Consider the following 19168-nt stretch of genomic DNA (forward strand, 5'->3'; position numbering starts at 1 on the left):
GTTGCAAACCGTGTTTGATGGCAAAAGCCTGATTACTGCCAAGATGATCGCCAGCAGTCTCCGTCGAGGAACGATCGAGCATCATGGCGAAGAGTTCGAAAACGCTCGCGCGGAGCTGGCGCTCATTCTCAGCGCGACACAGCAGCAAATCGAACAACGAAAAGACCCTGCCGAGATCATTCGTCGCCTGATGTCGCACCTCAACGCGACGCGTTCCAAGGTGCATCCCGACGTTTGGCAAGCATTGATACCGGTGGTGCAGGGCCACCCGGTCCTGGAGTATTTTCTCGAGGATCCCCTGACACGGTGGTCCTTCAGCAAGCCCAGGGGGTATTCTGGCGACGCGGAGTTGCTCGACTACATCTATTGTGATCCGCACGTGGCCGAGAGCGTGGCAAACGCCTCGGAGACCGGCAAGGCGCTCTATACCCATACCCAGGACGTGCCGTCGTGCGTCGCGGCCCGGGAACGACGCGATCTTTTGACCCGATATGTCGACGAGGCTGCGGCCAAGAACGGACCGCAAACCGAGGTCCTGGCGATCGCGGCCGGCCATTTGCGTGAGGCCAATCGCTCAGTCGCCCTGGCGGAGGGCCGTCTCAAGCGCTGGGTTGCGCTCGATCAGGATCCCCAGAGCGTTGGATTGATTTCGCGCGACTTCCAGGGCACCGCGATCGAAGCCATCGACGGCTCGGTGCGCACCGTGCTCACGAGGGGCCACAAGCTGGGCCAGTTCGACTTGATCTACGCCTCAGGCCTTTACGACTACCTTGCGCACAACGTTGCCGTGAAACTCACGAAGACCTGCCTGCAGATGTTGAAGCCGAACGGGACATTCCTGTTCGCGAACTACGCGGAGGGCAATCCTGACGCCGGGTACCGCGAGACGTTCATGGACTGGGTGTTGCTGCTGCGCTCGGAAGTCGACATGTGGAACATCGTCAATGCCAGCGTCGACCGCAACACCGTCGAGGCCAAGGTGTTCTTTGGCGAGAACCGCAACGTGCTGTACGCCGTCATCGAAAAGCGCGGCTAGCCTTTGGCTTGCACCTCCGGCCACCTTCCGCTATAGAGCCGCCACCCGCGTAGACACCCTTGGAGGCAACGCGGCGGAAAGCCGCCTAACCCGGCGGCTTTCGACGTTTACGGCCAAGCACGTTGCCGGCCGCGAACGCTCCAGAACAAACCGAAAGGAAATGCCATGAGCCACGACACTTACGAGCTCAAGGCCGAAGCACGCGAACAGGTCGGTAAGGGGTCCGCCCGTGCAGTTCGCCGCAACGGTAAAGTGCCTGCAGTAATTTATGGTGACAAGCAGCCTCCCCTGGCCATCGCGCTCACCTACAAGGACATCTACTACAAGATCCATGGCGGCGGGTTTCTGACCACGATCGCCACGATCGATGTCGACGGCAAGAAGATCCAGGTCCTGCCGAAGGACTTCCAGCTCGACCCGGTCAAGGATTTCCCTGTCCATGTCGACTTCCTGCGCATCGGCAAGGACACCGAGGTCAATGTCGACGTGCCTGTCCACTTCATCAACGAGGACAAGTCGCCCGGCATCAAGCGCGGCGGCGTGCTCAACATCGTGCGTCACGAAGTCGAGTTCCACTGCCCGGCCAATGCGATCCCGGAATTCATCACCGTCGATCTCACCGGCGCCGACATCGGCGACTCGATCCACATCTCGGCGGTCAAGCTGCCGGCCGGTGTGAAGCCTGTCATCTCCGACCGCGACTTCACCATCGCGACCATTGCCGGTTCGTCGGCGATGAAGCCTGAGACGGAAGTCACGGCTGAAGTGGCGACCCCTGAAGCGGCCCCTGCCGCCGAAGAGAAGTAACTCTTTCACGCCCGGAGCAGGCGATGCTGCTGTTTGCAGGTCTCGGCAATCCGGGCGCGAAATACGCCAACAACCGGCACAATGTCGGCTTCATGGCGGCGGACGCAATCGCCCGCCGCCATTCCTTTTCGCCCTGGTCGAAGAAATTCCAGGGCCTGATTAGCGAAGGCACGCTTGGCGGCGAAAAGATCGTCCTGATCAAGCCGCAGACCTTCATGAACCTGTCCGGCCAGTCGGTCGGCGAAGCGCTGCGCTTCTACAAGCTCGAGCTTTCCGCGCTCACCGTCTTCTACGACGAGATCGACCTTGCCGAGGGCAAGCTGCGCATCAAGACCGGCGGCGGCGCCGGCGGCCATAACGGCATCCGCTCGATCGACGGCCATGTCGGCAACGCCTATCGCCGCGTGCGCATCGGCGTCGGCCATCCCGGCGTCAAGGAAATGGTCCAGCATCACGTGCTCGGCGATTTCGCCAAGACCGACCGCGAATGGCTGGAACCGCTGCTCGACGCGATCGCCGACAACGCCGCCATGATCGTCAAGGGCGACGAATCCGGCTTCATGAACAAGGCCAGCCTCGCCGTCCAGGGTAAGGCCGCGCCGGAGCCGGAAAAGCAGGCGCCAAAGCAGCCGGCGCCCAAGCAGCAAAGTCACGTCCGCCAGGCCCGCCCGCAGCAGCCGGCGGTCAAGCTGCCGGAAAGCGGCCCGATGGCCGCGATGCTGAAGAAACTCTTCGGCAAGGAGTGAACGCAGCAGGATCGTGCGGCGTTACAGGGCTTGACGTTGATCACCCCTATCGCTCATAGCCCTGATCAAATTTCGATTTCCCGATAGGACCGGACAAAATGGGTTTCAAATGCGGCATCGTTGGCTTGCCCAATGTCGGCAAGTCGACGCTTTTCAACGCGCTGACCAGGACGGCGGCGGCGCAGGCCGCCAACTATCCGTTCTGCACCATCGAACCGAACACCGGCGAGGTGGCGGTGCCCGATCCGCGCCTGCAGAAGATCGCGGCGATCGCCAAGTCGAAGGAGATCATCCCGACCCGCATCTCCTTCGTCGACATTGCCGGCCTAGTGCGCGGCGCCTCGAAGGGCGAAGGCCTCGGCAACCAGTTCCTCGCCAACATCCGCGAGGTCGACGCAATCGTGCACGTGCTGCGCTGCTTCGAGGATGACGACATCACCCATGTCGAGGGCCGCATCGACCCCGTCGCCGACGCCGAGACGGTCGAGACCGAGCTGATGCTCGCCGATCTCGACAGCCTCGAGCGGCGCATCGTGCAGATCCGCAAGCGCGCTGGCAGCAAGGACAAGGAAGCGACGACCGTGCTGCCGCTGATGGAGGCAGCGCTCGAGCTGCTGCAGGCCGGCAAGCCGACCCGCATCTTGCTCAAGGGTATTTCGGCGGACGACCTGCGCATCCTGCAGGGGCTGAACCTTCTGACCTCGCATCCCGTGCTCTATGTCTGCAATGTCGCCGAGGCCGACGCCGCCACCGGCAACGAGCACACAAGGGCCGTGGAAAAGATGGCCACCGCGCAAGGCGCCAGCACCGTGGTGATCTCGGCCGCGATCGAAGCGGAAGTCGCCCAGTTGTCGGACGAGGAGGAGATGGAATTCCTGTCGTCGCTCGGCCTCGACGAGCCCGGCCTGAACAAGGTCATCCGCGCCGGCTACGAGCTGTTGCAGCTGATCACCTATTTCACCGCCGGCCCCAAGGAAACGCGCGCCTGGACCGTACACAAGGGCGCCAAGGCGCCGCAGGCCGCCGGCGTCATCCACACCGATTTCGAGCGCGGCTTCATCCGCGCCCAGACCATCGCCTACAACGACTTCATCACGCTGGGCGGCGAAGTGGCGGCCAAGGAAGCCGGCAAGGCGCGCGACGAAGGCAAGGAATATGTCGTCCAGGACGGCGACGTCCTGCTGTTCAAGTTCAACACCTGATTTTGTGACGATCACGCCTGGCGGCAAGCCCTTCCGGTACCGGCATCTCTAAGAGTTCTTCCGAGCCGCCGGAGTCATTCGCCCGCCAGTTGCTTGTCTTGATTTTGTCACGCCACAGGACTAAGCGGCAGGTGCACGCGCCGGACCGCCGTGCCATCCGACACGAGCTTCAATCCGAACGCACCCTTTGGCCCCAACAAGGGAGACCCGGCGATGATCAAGGCCTTCGTCGTGGACAATGACCGCCTGCGCGTCATCGACGATCTCCTGGCAAACGGCGAGAACGTCGTCTGGGCCGACCTGCTCAACCCGACCAGGGAAGAGGAAGTGGCGATCGAAAGCTGGCTCGGCGTCGCCATTCCGACGCGCGAGGAGATGGAGGAGATCGAGATTTCGAGCCGCCTCTATGTCGAGGACGGCGCCTACTTCATGACCGCCACCCTGCCCGCCCAGACCGAGGTTGACGATCCCCTGATGTCGCCGGTCACCTTTGTGCTCGCCGGCTCCCGGCTGATCACCGTGCGCTATCACGAACCGAAGGCATTCAAGACCTTTCCGCAGCGCGCTGAAAAGGTGGCGACCGGCTGCACCAGCGGCGACACCATCTTGATCGGGTTGCTGGAGGCGATCGTCGATCGCCTCGCCGATATCCTGGAGCGCGCCGGCCGCGACATCGAGGCGATATCACGCGATATCTTCGAGGCGCGGTCGACCAAGGTTTCGAAGCGCAATCGCGACTTCCAGGAACTCCTGAAAGCCATCGGCCGCAAGGAGGACATCGCCTCCTCGATCCGCGACAGCCTGATCTCGCTGCAGCGCCTCGCCGGTTTCTTCGCCCACGCCTCGACCCGGACCAAGATGAGCAAGGACACCAAGGCACGCATCAAGACGCTGTCGCGCGACGTGCTGTCGCTCGCCGACCACGCCACCTTCCTGTCGCAGAAGATCAGCTTCCTGCTCGATGCCACGCTCGGCATGATCTCGATCGAGCAGAACGCCATCATCAAGATCTTCTCGGTCGCCGCCGTCATCTTCCTGCCGCCGACGCTGGTGGCTTCGATCTACGGCATGAATTTCGACATCATCCCCGAGCTCAAATGGCAGCTCGGCTATCCCTTCGCGATCGGCCTGATGATCCTGTCGGCGATCCTGCCCTTCTGGTATTTCCGCCGCCGCGGCTGGCTTTGACCCGTCCGCCAAAGGCCACGTGGCCGTGACGTGGCGCTATAGAAATCTCTTGACCAAACGGCGCCCTGCCTGCATCCGGAAACCCCGATCCGAAATCGTGGGTCTATGAGCCGGATTCCAGACTATGATGACCGCAAAAACCTGGGCCTATGAGGACTTCGTCGAGGGCGCCTTGTTCGACCTCGGCAGCACGCAAGTGAGCGCCGCCGAAATCATCGAGTTCGCCAGCGAATTCGACGCGCAGCCCATGCATCTCGATGAGGAAGCCGGCAAGGCGAGCATCCTCGGCGGCCTCTCCGCTTCGGGCTGGCATACCTCAGCCATGTTCATGCGCATGCTGTGCGATGCTTTCCTGCTCGACTCCACCTGCCAGGGATCGCCCGGCGTCGATCAGGTGAAATGGAAGAAGCCGGTGCTGGCCGGCGACATGCTGATCGGCAGTCTCGTCGTTGTTGCCAAACGGCTTTCCAAATCGAAGCCGCAGCTCGGCTTCGTCACCATGCGCGGCGAACTGCTCAACCAGCGCGGCGAAAGCGTCTTCGAGCTCGAAAACTCCGTCATGTTCCTCACGCGCGACGCTGCCGGGAGCCTGGCATGACACTGGACGAATTCTTCCGCATCGGCACCACCGTTACGCTCGGCTCGCACACATTCGAGCCAGAGGCGATCAAGGCGTTCGCGAGGAAATACGACCCGCAGATTTTCCATATCGACGAGGAAGCAGCCAAGAAGAGCGTGCTCGGCGGGCTCTGCGCGTCGGGCTGGCACACGGCCGCGACCTGGATGAAACTCAATCTGGCAAGCAGCATGGACGCCGAGATCGCTGCGTGGAGCGGGCCCGGCCCGGTGCCGGAATTCGGCCCCTCGCCTGGCTTTAAGAACCTGAAATGGCTGAAGCCGGTCTATGCCGGGCAAACGATCACCTTCACGCGTACGGCACTTTCCCACCGGCCGATCGCCTCACGCCCCGGCTGGCGGCTGCTGGCGTTGCGTTGCGAGGCCTTCGATTCGACCGGCGACAAGGTGCTGGAGTTCGAAAGCGCAGTGCTGGTGAAGGTGGAGTAAGCCCGGCGCTTCTTCCGTTCTCCCGCCTGTGGGAGAAGACGTCGGTGCTCCCTGGAACACCCCTCATCCGACCGAGCTTCGCTCGGCCACCTTCTCCCACAAGGGGAGAAGGCAAGAGGTCCCCTCAATGCCCCTCGAATCCGATCAGCGTCCTCACCGGCACGCCGAGCGCTTCGAGCTTGGCGCGGCCGCCAAGATCCGGCAGGTCGATGACGAAGCAGGCTGCAAGAATGTCGGCGCCGATCTGCCGCAGCAGCTTGACCGCCGCTTCCGCGGTGCCGCCGGTGGCGATCAGATCGTCGACCAGGATCACCTTCTCGCCCGGAGAAACGCCGTCCTTGTGCATCTCCATCTCGTCGAGCCCGTATTCAAGGCTGTAGGCGACGCGCACGGTCTCGAACGGCAGCTTGCCCTTCTTGCGGATCGGCACGAAACCGGCCGAGAGCTGATGGGCGACGGCGCCGCCAAGGATGAAACCCCGCGCCTCGATGCCGGCGATCTTGTCGATCTTCTGGCCGGCATAGGGATGCACCAGCTCGTCGATGGCGCGGCGGAAGGCGCGCGCATTGCCGAGCAGCGTGGTGATGTCGCGAAACAGAATGCCGGGCTTGGGATAATCCGGAATGGTACGGATCGCGGCAAGCAGTGAGTCTTCGAGGGAGGATTTCATGGGTCGAGATTACCTGAAACGGAGATTCTTGCGCGACAATTGTTCGATCGAACTGCAGCCCATCAGCTTCATGCCGCGTTCGATCTCGACCCGCATCTGTTCGAGCGCCCGTTCGACGCCCGGCTGGCCGGCCGCCGCGAGCGGGAACAGATAGTAGCGGCCGACGCCGACCGCCTTGGCGCCGAGCGACAGCGCCTTCAGCACATGAGTGCCGCGCTGCACGCCGCCATCCATGATGACGTCGATCTTGTCGCCGACCGCGTCGACGATCTCGGCAAGCTGGTCGAACGCCGCTCGCGAGCCATCCAGCTGCCGGCCGCCATGGTTCGACAGCACGATGCCGCTGCATCCGATCTCGACGGCGCGTTTGGCGTCCTCCACAGACATGACGCCCTTGAGGCAGAACGGACCCGACCACAGCCTGACCATCTCTGCGACATCGTCCCACGTCATCGACGGGTCGAGCATTTCGGTGAAGTAACGGCCGATCGACATGGTGCCGCCGCCCATGTCGACATGCTCGTCCAGTTGCGGCAGCTTGAACCCCTCATGGGTGAAATAATTGATCGCCCAGGCCGGCTTGATCGCGAACTGCAGCATCCCGGCCAGGTTGAGCTTGAAGGGGATGGCAAAGCCGGTGCGTTTGTCGCGTTCGCGGTTTCCCCCTGTGATGCTGTCGACGGTCAGCATCATCACTTCGACGCCAACCTCCTTTGCTCGCTGCATCATCGCCCGGTTGAGGCCGCGATCCCGATGGAAATAGAACTGGTAGACCTGCGGGCCGCTGCTGATCCCGCGCGCCTCCTCGAGGCTGACGGTACCAAGCGAGGAGACGCCGAACATCGTGCCGTATTTGGCGGCGGCCTTGGCGACCGCGCGCTCGCCCTGATGATGGAACAGCCGCTGCAAGGCGGTCGGCGAACAATAGACCGGCATCGCCAGCTTTTGACCCATCACCGTCACCGACATGTCTATCTCGCTGACGCCGCGCAGGACGTTGGGAACCAGATCGCAGGTCTCGAAGCTTTCGGTGTTGCGGCGATAGGTGACCTCGTCGTCCGCCGCGCCGTCGATATAGTCGAAGATCGGCCCCGGCAGCCGCCGTTGCGCCATGCGGCGGAAATCAGAAAAATTGTGACAGTCGCTGAGCCGCATCATTGATTTCCAGACGTCAAATCGTGGCAATCGCTTCGCCACCGTTTGGTGCGTCGAATATCAACCTGTTGTCTCCGTGCCAACGGCCTAATTGCCGAGCTGCCCCACGAGCTACAACCACCAGCACAAAAAGGGGCGCCCGAAGCGCCCCTTTCGTCGAAAACCGGCAGCCGGCGAAAGATTACATGCCGAGATCGGAACGAAGCTCGGCCTTGGCCACGTCGTATTCGGCCTTGAAGTCGTCCCGGTTAAGCAGGACGGCGGCGATCACGCTGCCGGAAATCTTGCCCATCTCGACATCGGACGCGTAATGGATACCGCCAACCTCGCGATTGTGGGCGTATTCAGCCGCACGCGCCATGATCTCGGCGCGCTTTTCCGGAACCATGTCGGACAGGATGATGCCCATCATGGTGCCGACGGTGGCGTGGCCGGAAGGCCATGAACCGGAGCTGGACAGCTTGACCGCGGGCTTGACAAGGTCGCTGAGCTGGTGCGGACGCGGACGCTTCCAGACATCCTTGGCCGGATCGACGACGGCGCCTTCGGTGGCCACCACACGATCGAAGAAAGCACTGAATTTCGGCAGCGTTTCCTTGTTGAACTTCGGCCCCATGACATTGGCGAAGCGCCAGACATTCTCCTCGGCGTCGGCAACAGCGCTGGCCACCATTTCGGGCGTGCGCGTCACCTGCAGCGTCAGCACCTCGCCAAGTTCGGCCTTGGTCTGCGCCGAGTCGTTCGCGGGCGGTGGCGGCAGGATCATCGTCAGGTCGACATCCTTGTTGGTGACGAAGGGCTGGGCATCTTCCGCTTGCGCAGCCGAGCCGACGATGAGCAGCAGAAGGCCTGCCGCGAGCGATGCGTATCTTTTCATGGTGCGATCCTTTGATGAGAGCGGCACAGGATCGCCAGATGCGGTGACGGCCATGTGACACCACCGGCCTCCACAAAAGCAAAAGGGCGCCTTTCGGCGCCCTTTTTTGATCGTATGGCTGTGCGCGGTTTAGTGCGCCACGCCTTCCCACACCTTGCGCTTGGTGAGATAGACCAGCGCGCCGAACAAAAGCAGGAACACCAGCACGCGGAAGCCGGTCTTCTTGCGGTCTTCCATATGCGGCTCGGCCGCCCACATCAGGAAGGCAGAGACGTCGCGGGAATACTGATCGATGGTCTGAGGCGCGCCGTCGTCATAGGTCACCTGGCCGTCGGACAGCGGCTTGGGCATCTTCAGCGACACGCCTGACATGAAGTACGGATTGTAGTGAGTGCCTTCCGGGATGACCATTCCGGCAGGCGGCGTCTGGTCGTAGCCCGTCAGCAGCGAATGGATGTAGTCGGGGCCGCCCGCGGCATACTGCGTGAAGATATCGAAGACGAAGCGCGGGAAGCCGCGCTCGACACCGCGCGCCTTGGCCAGCAGCGACATGTCGGGCGGAGCGGCACCGCCATTCGAGGCAGCGGCGGCTTCCTCGTTGGCGAATGGCGGCGGGAAGTGGTCGGACGGCTTGCCGGGGCGGTCGAACATGTCGCCGGCGTCGTTCGGGCCGTCGTGGATGGTGTACTCGGCCGCCAGCGTCTTGATCTGCGCGTCCGAATAGCCGAGGTCCGACAGCGTGCGGAACGCCACCAAATTCATCGAATGGCAGGCCGAACAGACTTCCTTGTAGACCTTCAGGCCACGCTGCAGCTGCGCCTTGTCGTAGGTGCCGAACGGCCCGGCGAAGCTCCAGTCGATCTCCTTCGGCTCGTTGATCGGGAAATGCGTCGGTGCGGCCGCGTTGTGTGCCTCCTCGGCGGCGATCGCCCCGGTGCCAACAACCACGAGGCCAAGCAACGCCAGCGAGGTGAGAATCTTCTTCATGCCAAATCCCCTTAGATTCTCTACCCGCTCAGCCCTTGGTTTCCGGCGCGGCCGTAGCCCCCGCAGGATGATGACCGCCACCCTTGTTCTTCTCGAGCACCGCTTCGGTGATCGAATTCGGCAGCCGCCGCGGCGTCTCGATCAGGCCGAGCACCGGCAGCGCGACCAGGAAGAAGGCGAAGTAGAACAGTGTCGCCATCTGCGCCATGAACACGTAGCTGCCTTCCGCCGGCTGCGAGCCCAGCCAGCCGAGCAGGATGGCATCGGCCACGAACAGCCAGAAGAACAGCTTGTACCAGGGCCGGTACACCGCCGACCGCACCTTCGAGGTGTCAAGCCACGGCACCAGGAACAGCATGACGATGGCGCCGAACATGCAGATCACGCCGCCGAGCTTGGAATTGATCGGCCCGATGTTGAAAGTGATGGCGCGCAGGATCGCGTAGAACGGCAGGAAGTACCATTCAGGCACGATATGCGCCGGTGTCTTCAGCGGATTGGCCACGATGTAATTGTCGGGCGCCATAAGGAAATTCGGAATGTAGAAGACGAAATAGGCGAAGAAGAACAGGAACACGATCATGCCGAACGCGTCCTTGATGGTCGCGTAAGGGGTGAAGGCGACGGTGTCGGTCTTCGACTTGACCTCGATGCCGGTCGGATTCGACTGGCCGACGACATGCAGCGCCCAGACATGCAGCACGACGACGCCGGCGATCATGAACGGCAAGAGGTAGTGCAGCGCAAAGAAGCGGTTCAGTGTCGGGTTGTCGACGGCGAAACCGCCGAGCAGCAGTTGCTGGATCCATTCGCCGACCAGCGGGATTGCGCTGAAGAAGCCGGTGATGACGGTGGCGCCCCAGAAGCTCATCTGGCCCCACGGCAGCACATAGCCCATGAAGGCCGTCGCCATCATCAGGAGGTAGATGATACAGCCGAGGATCCACAGCAGCTCGCGCGGCGCCTTGTAGGAGCCGTAATAAAGGCCACGGAAGATGTGGATATAAACGGCCATAAAGAAGAACGAGGCGCCTGTGGCATGGAGATAGCGCAACAGCCAGCCCGAATTCACGTCGCGCATGATCTTCTCGACCGAATCGAAGGCGAGACTGGTGTCGGCTGCAAAGTGCATGGCCAGCACGATGCCGGTCAGGATCTGCGACACCAGCATGATCGCCAGGATACCGCCGAAGGTCCACGCATAGTTCAGGTTGCGCGGCACCGGATAGGCGATGAAACTGTCATAGACCATCCGCGGCAGCGGCATGCGGGCGTCGAACCAGCGTTCGATACCGGTCTTGGGCGTATAGGTCGAGTGTCCCTCGCTCATCGAAATATCCCCTGCCTCAACCGATAAGGATCTTGGTATCGGAAATGAACTTGAATACCGGCACTGCCATGTTCTCGGGCGCCGGGCCTTTGCGAATGCGGCCGGCCGTGTCGTATTGCGAACCGTGGCACGGGCAGAACCAGCCGCCGAATTCGCCTTCCTGGCCGAGCGGAATGCAGCCCAGATGCGTGCAGACCTGGACCATCACCATCCAGGCTTCCTTGCCGGGCGTGGTGCGGTTGGCGTCGGTCGCCGGCGCGTCGGCCGGAAGGTTCGCGTTGCGGGCGATCGGATCCTTGAGGTCTGTCAGCTTGACCGCCTCGCCGTCCTTCATCTCCTGCTCGGTGCGGTTGCGCACCACGACAGGCTTGCCACGCCATTTGACGATCAGCGACATGCCCGGGGTGAGTGAAGCGACGTCGACCTCGACGGAAGCCAACGCCAGTGTCGAGGCGTCAGGGCGCATCTGGTCGATGAACGGCCATGCGAGGGCACCCGCGCCGACCACCGCGGCCATGCCGGTGGCGACATAGAGAAAATCACGACGGTTGGGATCCTGGGTGTCGGTTGCGCTCACGGGTGCCTGATCCTTTCGCCTATTCCGCGCCGGTGGCTGAGCCTTGTTCCCCGCTCAATTGCGCCAACCCGACAGCGCATGGCGAACAGGCTTGCGAATTCCTCCGGCATTTGGACTTCGGTTTATGCGTGAAGCCCGTTTTTGTCCAGACGGGTGAAGGCACAAGGGCAGATTGTCGCGGGGACAAAATCCGTCCTCGGTCAGCGCGGCGCCGGATGGCTGCCGAAGATCGCTAAACAACAGGGAAACAACCGCAATTCCGGGGTTCGCCTCCACCTCGACACCGGACACCGGCCCGGTCTATCCTCGCCGCCATGGCACACGTCATAGACCGCGACACATGGGCTGTTCGCTCCGACGGCTGGAAGGGCGAGCTGCAATGCGGCGCCTACGGCTCCAAGTCCTGCCTGATCTTCAACTATCTGCCTGATGTCGGCGGCGGCCCCCGGCTCCACACGCATCCCTACGCAGAGATCTTCATCATCCGCCAGGGCACCTGCCTGTTCACGGTCGGCGACCAGGAGATCGAGGCCTTTGCCGGCCAGATCGTGATCGTTCCACCCAACACGCCGCACAAATTCACCAATCTCGGCCCGGGCCCGCTGGAGACCACCGACATCCACGAGAACGGCACCTTCATCACCGAATGGCTGGAATGACCATGATCCCGAAAGCGGGAACCAGTTTTCGCCGGAGGTCATGGTCGAACAAAAGAGCTATTTCGCGCCGAGCCTGACCAGAACCGCCTTCGGGATGTTGTATTCGCGGATGACGGCGTCATGCTTTCGCAATCCGCACAGTTCGCGCTGGATGAAATAGCCGTGCACCGCCTCTGCGGCCTCCTTGAGGAGACGGGGACGCAGGTTCTCATCGCCATTGTCGCGCAGCCTCGCCAGCGTTTCCTCGACCCGCTGACCGGCGCGGCCGAGTGCTGCCGCCTTCTCGGCGAGGATTTCATGGCCGAGCGCATCGAAGGCGGCTTCGGCGGCCGTGGCGCTGGCAGATGGCGGACGCAGCGACATTTCAACCTCCTTTCCCAAAAATCATGCGGTGTGTGACGAATTCTTCGCCTATCACCGGCTGGAAGCCAAGCCGCTCATAGAACGCGAAGGCTTCTTGCGGCGCACGGGTGTTCAGCGCGGCAAAATGCTGACGCGCCCTTTCGATGACGGTCTCGACCATCATGCGGCCGAGGCCGGTGCGGCGGTGACGCGCGCCGACGAAAAGGTGCCGGACCCGGCCCTGGTCCCTGGCCTCGAAATAAGGATCGATGTTCAGCCCACACACGCCGGCGAGGTCGCGGCTGCCATGTGCCGTACAGCGCCTCGCCCCGCTTCAGGAACTTGTTGCGGCCGCTCGCCCAGCCATCCGCCAGGCGCACCAGCATCCAGTAGCCCTCCAGCCGGCTCTCCTCCTTCAGCGCGTCGAAGGCCGGCGTGGTTGGCCGGAGCCGTTTGAGCACATAGCCGACCTCCGTCGATCCACCCATGCCTCACTCCGCCGCCCCTTTATTCCGCCGGTCGTGTCTCTTCGAGCACGCTTTCCTCGTGATAGAGGAAGCCGCCGGACTGCCGTGTCCACAGCCGCGCATAGAGCCCGTCGAGCGCTACCAGTTCGTCATGCGTGCCTTGTTCGACGATGCGGCCGCCGTCGAGCACCACCAGCCGGTCGAGCGCGGCGATGGTCGACAGCCGATGTGCGATGGCAATGACCGTCTTGTCCTCCATCAGCAGCGCCAGGTTCTCCTGGATCGCCGCCTCGATGTCCGAGTCCAGCGCCGACGTCGCCTCGTCGAGGATCAGGATCGGCGCGTCCTTGAGGAAGACGCGGGCGATTGCCACGCGCTGGCGCTGGCCGCCCGACAGTTTGACGCCGCGCTCGCCGACAAAGGCCTCGTAGCCGGCACGGTCCCGGTTGTCGCGAAGGCCCACGATGAATTCGTGCGCCTCGGCCTTCCTGGCCGCAGCGATCACCTCGGCATCGGTCGCGTCAGGCATGCCGAGTTTGATGTTGTCGCGCAGCGAACGGTGGAACAGTGCCGTGTCCTGGCTGACGACACCGATATTGGCGCGCAGCGAATTCTGCGTCACACAAGCGACGTCCTGACCGTCGATGGTGATGGACCCGCTTTCCAGATCGTAGAGCCGCAGGATCAGATTGGCGAGCGTCGTCTTGCCGGCGCCGGACGGCCCGACCAGCCCGACCTTTTCACCCGGCCGCACGACTAGGTCGATGCCGTTGAGCACGCCGAACCCCTTGCCGTAGTGGAACTCGACATTCTTGACCTCGATGCGCCCACCGGCCACCACGAGTTCTTTTGCGCCGGGCGCATCGGTGAGGCCGAGCGGCTGCGAGACCAGGGCCTTGGAGTTTTCCAGCACACCGAGATTACGCAATATGCCGTTGAGCTGCATCATCACCCGGCCGAGCAGCATGTTGAGCCGCAGCACCAGCGACAGCGTGAAGGCGACCGCGCCGACGGTGATCGAGCCTTCGAGCCACAGATAGACGGCAAAGCAACCGATCGTCGTGATCATGATGCCCGACAGTGTCGTCAGCGCCATGCGCACGCCGGTCAGCCGGCGGGTGAACGGGCGCAGCGCGTCGAGATAGATGTCGAAGCCGTTCTTGATGTAGCGGTCGTCGCCATCAGACGAGAACAGTTTCAGCGTCTGCACGTTTGAATAGGAATCGACGATGCGGCCGTTGATCATCGAGCCGGCTTCGGCGGTTTCCTCGGCGTGCTTGCGGATTGCCGGCAGATAGAGCTTGGCCAGCCAGCCGAAGGCGGAAATCCAGATCACCACCAGCACCGCCAGCCTGAGGTCCAGCCCGGCGACCAGCGCCAGCGTCGTCACCGTATAGACGATCATGAACCAGATGACCTCGATGAAGCTTTCCATCAGGTCGCCGGTGGCTTGGCCCGCCTGCCAGACCTTGGTGGCGATGCGGCCGGCGAAATCGTTTTGGAAGAAGGCGTAGGACTGGCGCGACACGTACCGGTGCGCCTGCCAGCGCACCAGATTGTAGAAGCCGGGCGTGATTGTCTGTTCGTCGACCAGCGCCGACAGGCCGACGACGATGGTGCGGATGACCAGCACCACCGCGATCATGAACACCAGTTCGGGGCCGGCGGCATTCCACAGCGCGTGCCAGCTGCGCTCGCCGGGAAGCTGGTCGAGAATGTCGACCAGCCGCCCGACGAAGTAGAACAGGCCGGCTTCGACCAGCGGTGCGATGCCGCCGATGAGCAGCATGGCGAAAAAGGCGAATTTCGCCTGGCCGACATAGTGCCAGAGAAAACCGCCGACGCTGGTCGGTGGCCGAAGATTCGCCGGCTCCCTGAACGGATAGACCCAGTTCTCGAACCAGCGATAGACGGCTGTCATCATGCGGCGGCCATCATTCTGCGGCTTGCCCCTTCGCACGTGCGTCATTGGCGGCATCGGCCGGGCCGTCGTCGAGCAGGAACCCTCCCGACTGACGCTGCCAGAGCTGCGCGTAGAGCCCGCCCCGGGCGACGAGTTCCTCGTGCGAACCGTCCTCGATGACGTGGCCCCTGTCCATCACCACCAGCCTGTCCATCGCCGCGATGGTCGACAGCCGGTGCGCGATGGCGATGACGGTCTTGCCTTGCATGAGCTTGTAGAGATTCTCCTGGATGGCCGCTTCAGCCTCGGAATCGAGCGCGGACGTCGCCTCGTCAAGGATAAGTATAGGTGCGTCCTTCAACATAACGCGAGCAATGGCGATGCGTTGCCGCTGGCCGCCGGACAATTTGACGCCACGGTCGCCGACATGGGCGTCGAATCCCTTGCGGTCCTTGGCATCCGAAAGCCCGGAGATGAAGTCCAGCGCCTCGGCGCGCCGGGCCGCCTCGACGAGCAGCTCGTCGCTGGCGTCAGGGCGGCCATAGAGGATGTTCTCGCGCACCGAACGATGCAGTAGCGAGGTGTCCTGCGTGACCATGCCGATCTGGGCGCGCAGCGAATCCTGCGTCACGCCGGCGATCTCCTGGCCGTCGATCAGAATCCGGCCAGCTTCCAGGTCGTAGAAGCGCAGCAGGAGGTTGACCAGCGTAGACTTGCCGGCGCCCGAGCGACCGACAATGCCGACCTTCTCGCCCGGCTTCACCGTCAGCGACAGGCCCTCGATGACACCTTTCTGCTTGCCATAGTGGAAACGGATGTCGTCGAAGCGGATCTCGCCCCTGGTGACGGCGATGTCCTTGGCCCCCGGCTGGTCCTCGACCAGACGCGGCAACGAGATCGAGGCGATGCCGTCCTGCACTGTGCCGATGTTCTCGAACAGGCCCGACATTTCCCACATGATCCACTGCGACATGCCCCACATCCGGAGCACCAGCCCGATGACCACAGCGACCGCGCCGATCGTCACCGCCTGCCCCAGCCACAGCCACAGCGACAGCGCTGTGACGGAGAACAGCAGCAGCGCGTTCAGGATATAGAGGACGCCATACAGCACCGTCACCAGCCGCATCGACCGGTAGACCGTCTCGAGGAAGCCGGCCATGCCCTCCTTGGCGAAGGATGCTTCGCGGCGGGCATGGCTGAACAGCTTGACGGTCTGGATGTTGCTGTAGCTGTCGACGACGCGGCCGGTCATGGTCGATCGGGCATTGGCCTGTTCTTCGCCGACCTTGCCAAGCCGCGGAATGAAATAGCGCAGCAGCAGGACATAGCCGACGAGCCAGACGACAAGCGGCGTTGCCAGCCGCCAGTCGGCCGAGCCGACGATGAACAGCATGCCTAGGAAATAAACGATGACGTAGTTCAACACATCGATCAGCTTGATGACGCATTCGCGCACGGCAAGCGCTGTCTGCATCAGCTTGGTGGCGATGCGGCCGGCGAACTCGTCCTGGTAGAAGCTCATCGATTGCTTGAGCAGGTAGCGGTGCACCTGCCAGCGTATGCGCATGGGATAGTTGCCCATCAGCGTCTGCTGGTTGAGCAGCGAATGGAGCCACACCGTTCCCGGCAGCGCGAACAGCACGATGAACGCCATGCCGGCGAGCTTCCAGGCTTCCGTCTGCAGGAAGGTTTCGCGATTCTGCCCCGACAGCCAGTCGACGATCCGGCCGAGGAAGCCGAACATCCACACTTCGGCGATGGCGATGGCCGTCACCAGCACCGCGTCAAGAAGGATGTAGGGCCAGGCCCCGCGTGTGTAATGCACGCAGAAGGCGACCAGCGTCTTGGGCGGCTCGACCGGTTCCGCTGCGGGGAACGGGTCGAGCCTTTTTTCAAACCAGCCGAACAACATAAGTCATGCTCACAAATCTGTTTTCCGCTCACGCGGCGTGGGAACGTACGAAGTCGCCAGACCGCTCGGCGTCAAGGACCGATGGCTCGGCATCGTCCGAGCCATCGGTCCTGCTTCGCGCTATATAGGGGCTCGCGCTCTTTTCGCCGACAGCCGTGCTTGTCGATCCTGACGGCGCGGTGTCGACAACCCGCAGCTTCGGCCCCGGCCGGATCAGCCGGATGATCCGGCGCACCAGCGACGGCCGGCTCGGGTCGGGAACCGCGTGCGAGAAATCGACATCCGGCAGCATGCCGCGATGCGGCCGGCGGCGGACTTCGGCATGCACCGCCGACGAATAGGTTTCGCCGATCAGCAGCGCCCAGGTTGCCATTTTCTGGTCGTGCAGRCTCCTCGAGCCAGGTATTCTGTAGGGATCGAACATCGGTCCGTCCTCCGTGTGAAAATAGAGATGAAAAGGTGAATCTATATCGTCCGCCGGCATTCGGCCGGAGGCACGGATTGCGTCGGTCTGGACACGACGGTAGTCGTTGGTCTGGACATGACGGCGGGCGTCAGTCTGGACACGACAAGCGTCGGTCTGGACACGTTCAGGCGGGGCGTTCAGCCCCTTTGACAGTTTGAAAAACATCGCAGGATTCCTTCGAGAGCCGAAAAAGCGTTTCGGCGGGAATCGGTGCGATCAACTCTTAGAGAGTCAGGAGAATTGTCGTACCGAAACCGCCATGGGGCGAACAAGCCCACGAGAGGGGCGCTGGATGTGCATGGTCATCATGAATTTCCCCTCCATCGGTTCGGGTTGACAATGGGTCTGACATACCCGACTTCGCAGAAAATGGCCACCCGCAGGTCCAGCAATTTCCAAAACCGGGAGCCGGCTGTGGCCGATCTGCCACTTATTAGAAGGACGCGGAAATGAACGACCGTCTCCGCATCGCGCTCTACCAGCCTGATATCGCCGGCAACACCGGCACAATCCTGCGCTTTGCCGCTTGCCTCGGCCTTGGCGTCGATATCATCGAACCGGCCGGCTTTCCGCTCTCCGACCGGGCGCTTAGGCGAGCCGGCATGGATTACCTCGAAATGGCTGATCTGACCCGGCATGTCGATTGGCACGCCTTCGAGGACTGGCGCAGGGCGGGCGCCCGCCGGCTGGTGCTTCTGTCGACCAAGGCCGCGATTCCCTACACGAGCTTTGCCTTCGCCAGTGGCGACATCCTTTTGTTCGGCCGCGAATCCGCAGGCGTGCCGGATGCTGTCCATCAAGCGGCGGATGCGCGGCTGACCATCCCCATGCAGGGTGCCGCGCGCAGTATCAACGTCGCGCTGTCCGTCGCCATGGTGGCGGGTGAAGCCATCCGGCAACTCGGCTAGGAGTTCGCTGGCAACCCCCGTCAATTTGACCCAGGCGCACATCGCCCTCTCCTTCATTTGCACATCCTGGGTTTCTTGCTACAAGCTCAACTTAACTTGAGGTCAAGCGATAAAATCGAGGCGGGAAAGCAAGGATGGCACCAGTAACGGAATTAACGGTCGGCCAGGTGGCGATGCGCAGCGGGGTGGCGGTGTCGGCGCTGCATTTCTATGAGGCGCGCGGCCTGATCCGTAGCCACCGCACGTCCGGCAACCAGCGCCGCTACGGCCGCGACGTGCTGCGGCGCGTGGCGATCATCAAGGTCGCGCAGGAGGTCGGCATCTCGCTGGCCGAGATCGGTGCCGCATTGGCATCCCTGCCAGAGGGCCGCACGCCGACCCGCGACGACTGGAACCTTTTGTCCACCGCCTGGCGCGACGGGCTCGATCACAAGATCGCCCAGTTGAAGAAACTGCGCGACGGGCTGACCGACTGCATCGGCTGCGGCTGCATGTCGATCGACAAATGCCCGCTCAGGAACAAGGGCGACCGCCTGTCTAGGGACGGCACGGGGGCGAGACGGTTGGTGGCTACACCTTCTCTCCGTTCGGGGAAAAGGTACCTGAAATCCTAATCCGCCGCCGGCAGCCGCCTGATGGTGAATTCGATCAGGTCGCCCGGGCGCTCGAACCAGCTTTCGATCTCGGTCCAGTAGGCCTGCTTGGGAAAGCGCTCGAACCATTCCTTGGCCTTGAGGCGCGCATCGGAGCGCGGCAGCACGAAGGTCTCGCGCAAAAACCCGTCGCGTGGCATGCGCGTGCGCTCAGCCCGGCTTTGGTCGAGCCTTTTCTTCAGGCCATCCAGCGGTGGTCTTGCCGGGGTGCGCAC

General features: G+C 62.8%; 22 protein-coding genes. 10 read left to right on the forward strand and 12 right to left on the reverse strand.

The window, feature by feature from the left end:
• Nucleotide 1: 1 nt before the first annotated feature.
• The 7 genes from AC1D0I_RS18135 to AC1D0I_RS18165 all read left to right on the forward strand — a co-directional run bounded on the left by AC1D0I_RS18135 (nucleotide 2) and on the right by AC1D0I_RS18165 (nucleotide 6044).
• Nucleotides 2-1036, forward strand: coding sequence for a class I SAM-dependent methyltransferase (locus tag AC1D0I_RS18135; RefSeq protein ID WP_477396781.1), 1035 nt, complete (start codon nucleotides 2-4; stop codon nucleotides 1034-1036).
• A gap of 165 nt (nucleotides 1037-1201) precedes the next feature.
• Nucleotides 1202-1843, forward strand: coding sequence for a 50S ribosomal protein L25/general stress protein Ctc (locus AC1D0I_RS18140; protein WP_184874668.1), 642 nt, complete (start codon nucleotides 1202-1204; stop codon nucleotides 1841-1843).
• Between the two features lie 23 nt (nucleotides 1844-1866).
• Nucleotides 1867-2589, forward strand: coding sequence for an aminoacyl-tRNA hydrolase (gene pth, locus AC1D0I_RS18145; protein WP_477300340.1), 723 nt, complete (start codon nucleotides 1867-1869; stop codon nucleotides 2587-2589).
• Between the two features lie 98 nt (nucleotides 2590-2687).
• Entirely contained in the window at nucleotides 2688-3791 is a 1104-nt protein-coding gene (gene ychF / locus AC1D0I_RS18150) for a redox-regulated ATPase YchF (protein ID WP_095090854.1), read from the forward strand.
• A gap of 213 nt (nucleotides 3792-4004) precedes the next feature.
• Nucleotides 4005-4979: a magnesium/cobalt transporter CorA gene (corA, locus tag AC1D0I_RS18155; protein WP_095090853.1), complete on the forward strand. Its 975-nt coding sequence runs from the start codon at nucleotides 4005-4007 to the stop codon at nucleotides 4977-4979.
• A gap of 127 nt (nucleotides 4980-5106) precedes the next feature.
• Nucleotides 5107-5577 (forward strand): MaoC family dehydratase, encoded by a 471-nt coding sequence (locus tag AC1D0I_RS18160; RefSeq protein ID WP_477396885.1) that lies wholly within the window; start codon nucleotides 5107-5109, stop codon nucleotides 5575-5577.
• Complete coding sequence (locus AC1D0I_RS18165) at nucleotides 5574-6044, forward strand: MaoC family dehydratase (protein ID WP_477289521.1); 471 nt, start codon at nucleotides 5574-5576, stop codon at nucleotides 6042-6044. Before AC1D0I_RS18160 ends, AC1D0I_RS18165 begins: the two co-directional genes overlap by 4 nt.
• A gap of 124 nt (nucleotides 6045-6168) precedes the next feature.
• Here AC1D0I_RS18165 and AC1D0I_RS18170 read toward each other — a convergent pair whose 3' ends face one another.
• From AC1D0I_RS18170 to petA, 6 genes are all read right to left on the reverse strand, one after another.
• Complete coding sequence (locus tag AC1D0I_RS18170) at nucleotides 6169-6714, reverse strand: adenine phosphoribosyltransferase (protein WP_095090850.1); 546 nt, start codon at nucleotides 6712-6714, stop codon at nucleotides 6169-6171.
• Between the two features lie 9 nt (nucleotides 6715-6723).
• A complete protein-coding gene (locus AC1D0I_RS18175; protein WP_477396783.1) occupies nucleotides 6724-7869 on the reverse strand; it encodes an alpha-hydroxy acid oxidase in 1146 nt (381 codons plus the stop codon).
• A gap of 181 nt (nucleotides 7870-8050) precedes the next feature.
• Entirely contained in the window at nucleotides 8051-8746 is a 696-nt protein-coding gene (locus tag AC1D0I_RS18180) for an acid phosphatase (protein WP_184874675.1), read from the reverse strand.
• 129 nt (nucleotides 8747-8875) lie between these two features.
• Nucleotides 8876-9733 (reverse strand): cytochrome c1, encoded by an 858-nt coding sequence (locus tag AC1D0I_RS18185; protein ID WP_477396785.1) that lies wholly within the window; start codon nucleotides 9731-9733, stop codon nucleotides 8876-8878.
• 28 nt (nucleotides 9734-9761) lie between these two features.
• Nucleotides 9762-11063 (reverse strand): cytochrome b, encoded by a 1302-nt coding sequence (locus AC1D0I_RS18190; protein WP_477396787.1) that lies wholly within the window; start codon nucleotides 11061-11063, stop codon nucleotides 9762-9764.
• 16 nt (nucleotides 11064-11079) lie between these two features.
• Nucleotides 11080-11640, reverse strand: coding sequence for a ubiquinol-cytochrome c reductase iron-sulfur subunit (petA, locus tag AC1D0I_RS18195; RefSeq protein ID WP_457154199.1), 561 nt, complete (start codon nucleotides 11638-11640; stop codon nucleotides 11080-11082).
• 314 nt (nucleotides 11641-11954) lie between these two features.
• Here petA and AC1D0I_RS18200 point away from each other — a divergent pair, with 314 nt between their 5' ends.
• On the forward strand, nucleotides 11955-12299 hold the full coding sequence (locus tag AC1D0I_RS18200; RefSeq protein WP_477396789.1) for a cupin domain-containing protein: 345 nt from the start codon (nucleotides 11955-11957) through the stop codon (nucleotides 12297-12299).
• A gap of 57 nt (nucleotides 12300-12356) precedes the next feature.
• Here the strand turns inward: AC1D0I_RS18200 and AC1D0I_RS18205 are convergent, their stop codons facing one another.
• The 5 genes from AC1D0I_RS18205 to AC1D0I_RS18225 all read right to left on the reverse strand — a co-directional run bounded on the left by AC1D0I_RS18205 (nucleotide 12357) and on the right by AC1D0I_RS18225 (nucleotide 17299).
• Complete coding sequence (locus AC1D0I_RS18205) at nucleotides 12357-12662, reverse strand: DUF6665 family protein (RefSeq protein ID WP_477396790.1); 306 nt, start codon at nucleotides 12660-12662, stop codon at nucleotides 12357-12359.
• Between the two features lies 1 nt (nucleotide 12663).
• Nucleotides 12664-12927: a GNAT family N-acetyltransferase gene (locus AC1D0I_RS18210; protein WP_477396792.1), complete on the reverse strand. Its 264-nt coding sequence runs from the start codon at nucleotides 12925-12927 to the stop codon at nucleotides 12664-12666.
• A 221-nt stretch (nucleotides 12928-13148) separates the two neighbouring features.
• On the reverse strand, nucleotides 13149-15032 hold the full coding sequence (locus AC1D0I_RS18215) for an ABC transporter ATP-binding protein (RefSeq protein WP_477396887.1): 1884 nt from the start codon (nucleotides 15030-15032) through the stop codon (nucleotides 13149-13151).
• Between the two features lie 10 nt (nucleotides 15033-15042).
• Nucleotides 15043-16926, reverse strand: coding sequence for an ABC transporter ATP-binding protein (locus AC1D0I_RS18220; protein WP_477396793.1), 1884 nt, complete (start codon nucleotides 16924-16926; stop codon nucleotides 15043-15045).
• A gap of 28 nt (nucleotides 16927-16954) precedes the next feature.
• On the reverse strand, nucleotides 16955-17299 hold the full coding sequence (locus AC1D0I_RS18225) for a hypothetical protein (RefSeq protein WP_477396795.1): 345 nt from the start codon (nucleotides 17297-17299) through the stop codon (nucleotides 16955-16957).
• A 542-nt stretch (nucleotides 17300-17841) separates the two neighbouring features.
• On the opposite strand from AC1D0I_RS18225, the gene AC1D0I_RS18230 reads away from it, so the two are divergent.
• Nucleotides 17842-18300 (forward strand): tRNA (cytidine(34)-2'-O)-methyltransferase, encoded by a 459-nt coding sequence (locus AC1D0I_RS18230; protein WP_477396797.1) that lies wholly within the window; start codon nucleotides 17842-17844, stop codon nucleotides 18298-18300.
• A 134-nt stretch (nucleotides 18301-18434) separates the two neighbouring features.
• Nucleotides 18435-18914 carry a redox-sensitive transcriptional activator SoxR gene (soxR, locus tag AC1D0I_RS18235; protein WP_457155080.1) on the forward strand — a complete coding sequence of 160 codons (480 nt, stop codon included), beginning with the start codon at nucleotides 18435-18437 and terminating at the stop codon, nucleotides 18912-18914.
• Here soxR and AC1D0I_RS18240 read toward each other — a convergent pair.
• On the reverse strand, nucleotides 18911-19168 hold the full coding sequence (locus AC1D0I_RS18240) for a hypothetical protein (protein ID WP_477228224.1): 258 nt from the start codon (nucleotides 19166-19168) through the stop codon (nucleotides 18911-18913). The two genes, soxR and AC1D0I_RS18240, sit on opposite strands and share 4 nt — an antisense overlap.

It is taken from the genome of Mesorhizobium sp. P2_D1, from assembly GCF_056404455.1.

Excerpts from the sequence above, each read along its gene's own strand:
- corA (WP_095090853.1), top strand. The coding sequence starts at position 4,005 with ATGATCAAGGCCTTCGTCGTGGACAATGACCGCCTGCGCGTCATCGAC.
- AC1D0I_RS18140 (WP_184874668.1), top strand. The coding sequence starts at position 1,202 with ATGAGCCACGACACTTACGAGCTCAAGGCCGAAGCACGCGAACAGGTC.
- AC1D0I_RS18215 (WP_477396887.1), bottom strand. The coding sequence starts at position 15,032 with ATGATGACAGCCGTCTATCGCTGGTTCGAGAACTGGGTCTATCCGTTC.
- soxR (WP_457155080.1), top strand. The coding sequence starts at position 18,435 with ATGGCACCAGTAACGGAATTAACGGTCGGCCAGGTGGCGATGCGCAGC.
- AC1D0I_RS18185 (WP_477396785.1), bottom strand. The coding sequence starts at position 9,733 with ATGAAGAAGATTCTCACCTCGCTGGCGTTGCTTGGCCTCGTGGTTGTT.
- AC1D0I_RS18225 (WP_477396795.1), bottom strand. The coding sequence starts at position 17,299 with ATGGCAACCTGGGCGCTGCTGATCGGCGAAACCTATTCGTCGGCGGTG.
- AC1D0I_RS18190 (WP_477396787.1), bottom strand. The coding sequence starts at position 11,063 with ATGAGCGAGGGACACTCGACCTATACGCCCAAGACCGGTATCGAACGC.
- ychF (WP_095090854.1), top strand. The coding sequence starts at position 2,688 with ATGGGTTTCAAATGCGGCATCGTTGGCTTGCCCAATGTCGGCAAGTCG.
- AC1D0I_RS18205 (WP_477396790.1), bottom strand. The coding sequence starts at position 12,662 with ATGTCGCTGCGTCCGCCATCTGCCAGCGCCACGGCCGCCGAAGCCGCC.
- AC1D0I_RS18170 (WP_095090850.1), bottom strand. The coding sequence starts at position 6,714 with ATGAAATCCTCCCTCGAAGACTCACTGCTTGCCGCGATCCGTACCATT.
- AC1D0I_RS18175 (WP_477396783.1), bottom strand. The coding sequence starts at position 7,869 with ATGCGGCTCAGCGACTGTCACAATTTTTCTGATTTCCGCCGCATGGCG.
- AC1D0I_RS18165 (WP_477289521.1), top strand. The coding sequence starts at position 5,574 with ATGACACTGGACGAATTCTTCCGCATCGGCACCACCGTTACGCTCGGC.
- AC1D0I_RS18200 (WP_477396789.1), top strand. The coding sequence starts at position 11,955 with ATGGCACACGTCATAGACCGCGACACATGGGCTGTTCGCTCCGACGGC.
- AC1D0I_RS18230 (WP_477396797.1), top strand. The coding sequence starts at position 17,842 with ATGAACGACCGTCTCCGCATCGCGCTCTACCAGCCTGATATCGCCGGC.
- AC1D0I_RS18180 (WP_184874675.1), bottom strand. The coding sequence starts at position 8,746 with ATGAAAAGATACGCATCGCTCGCGGCAGGCCTTCTGCTGCTCATCGTC.
- AC1D0I_RS18160 (WP_477396885.1), top strand. The coding sequence starts at position 5,107 with ATGACCGCAAAAACCTGGGCCTATGAGGACTTCGTCGAGGGCGCCTTG.
- pth (WP_477300340.1), top strand. The coding sequence starts at position 1,867 with ATGCTGCTGTTTGCAGGTCTCGGCAATCCGGGCGCGAAATACGCCAAC.
- AC1D0I_RS18220 (WP_477396793.1), bottom strand. The coding sequence starts at position 16,926 with ATGTTGTTCGGCTGGTTTGAAAAAAGGCTCGACCCGTTCCCCGCAGCG.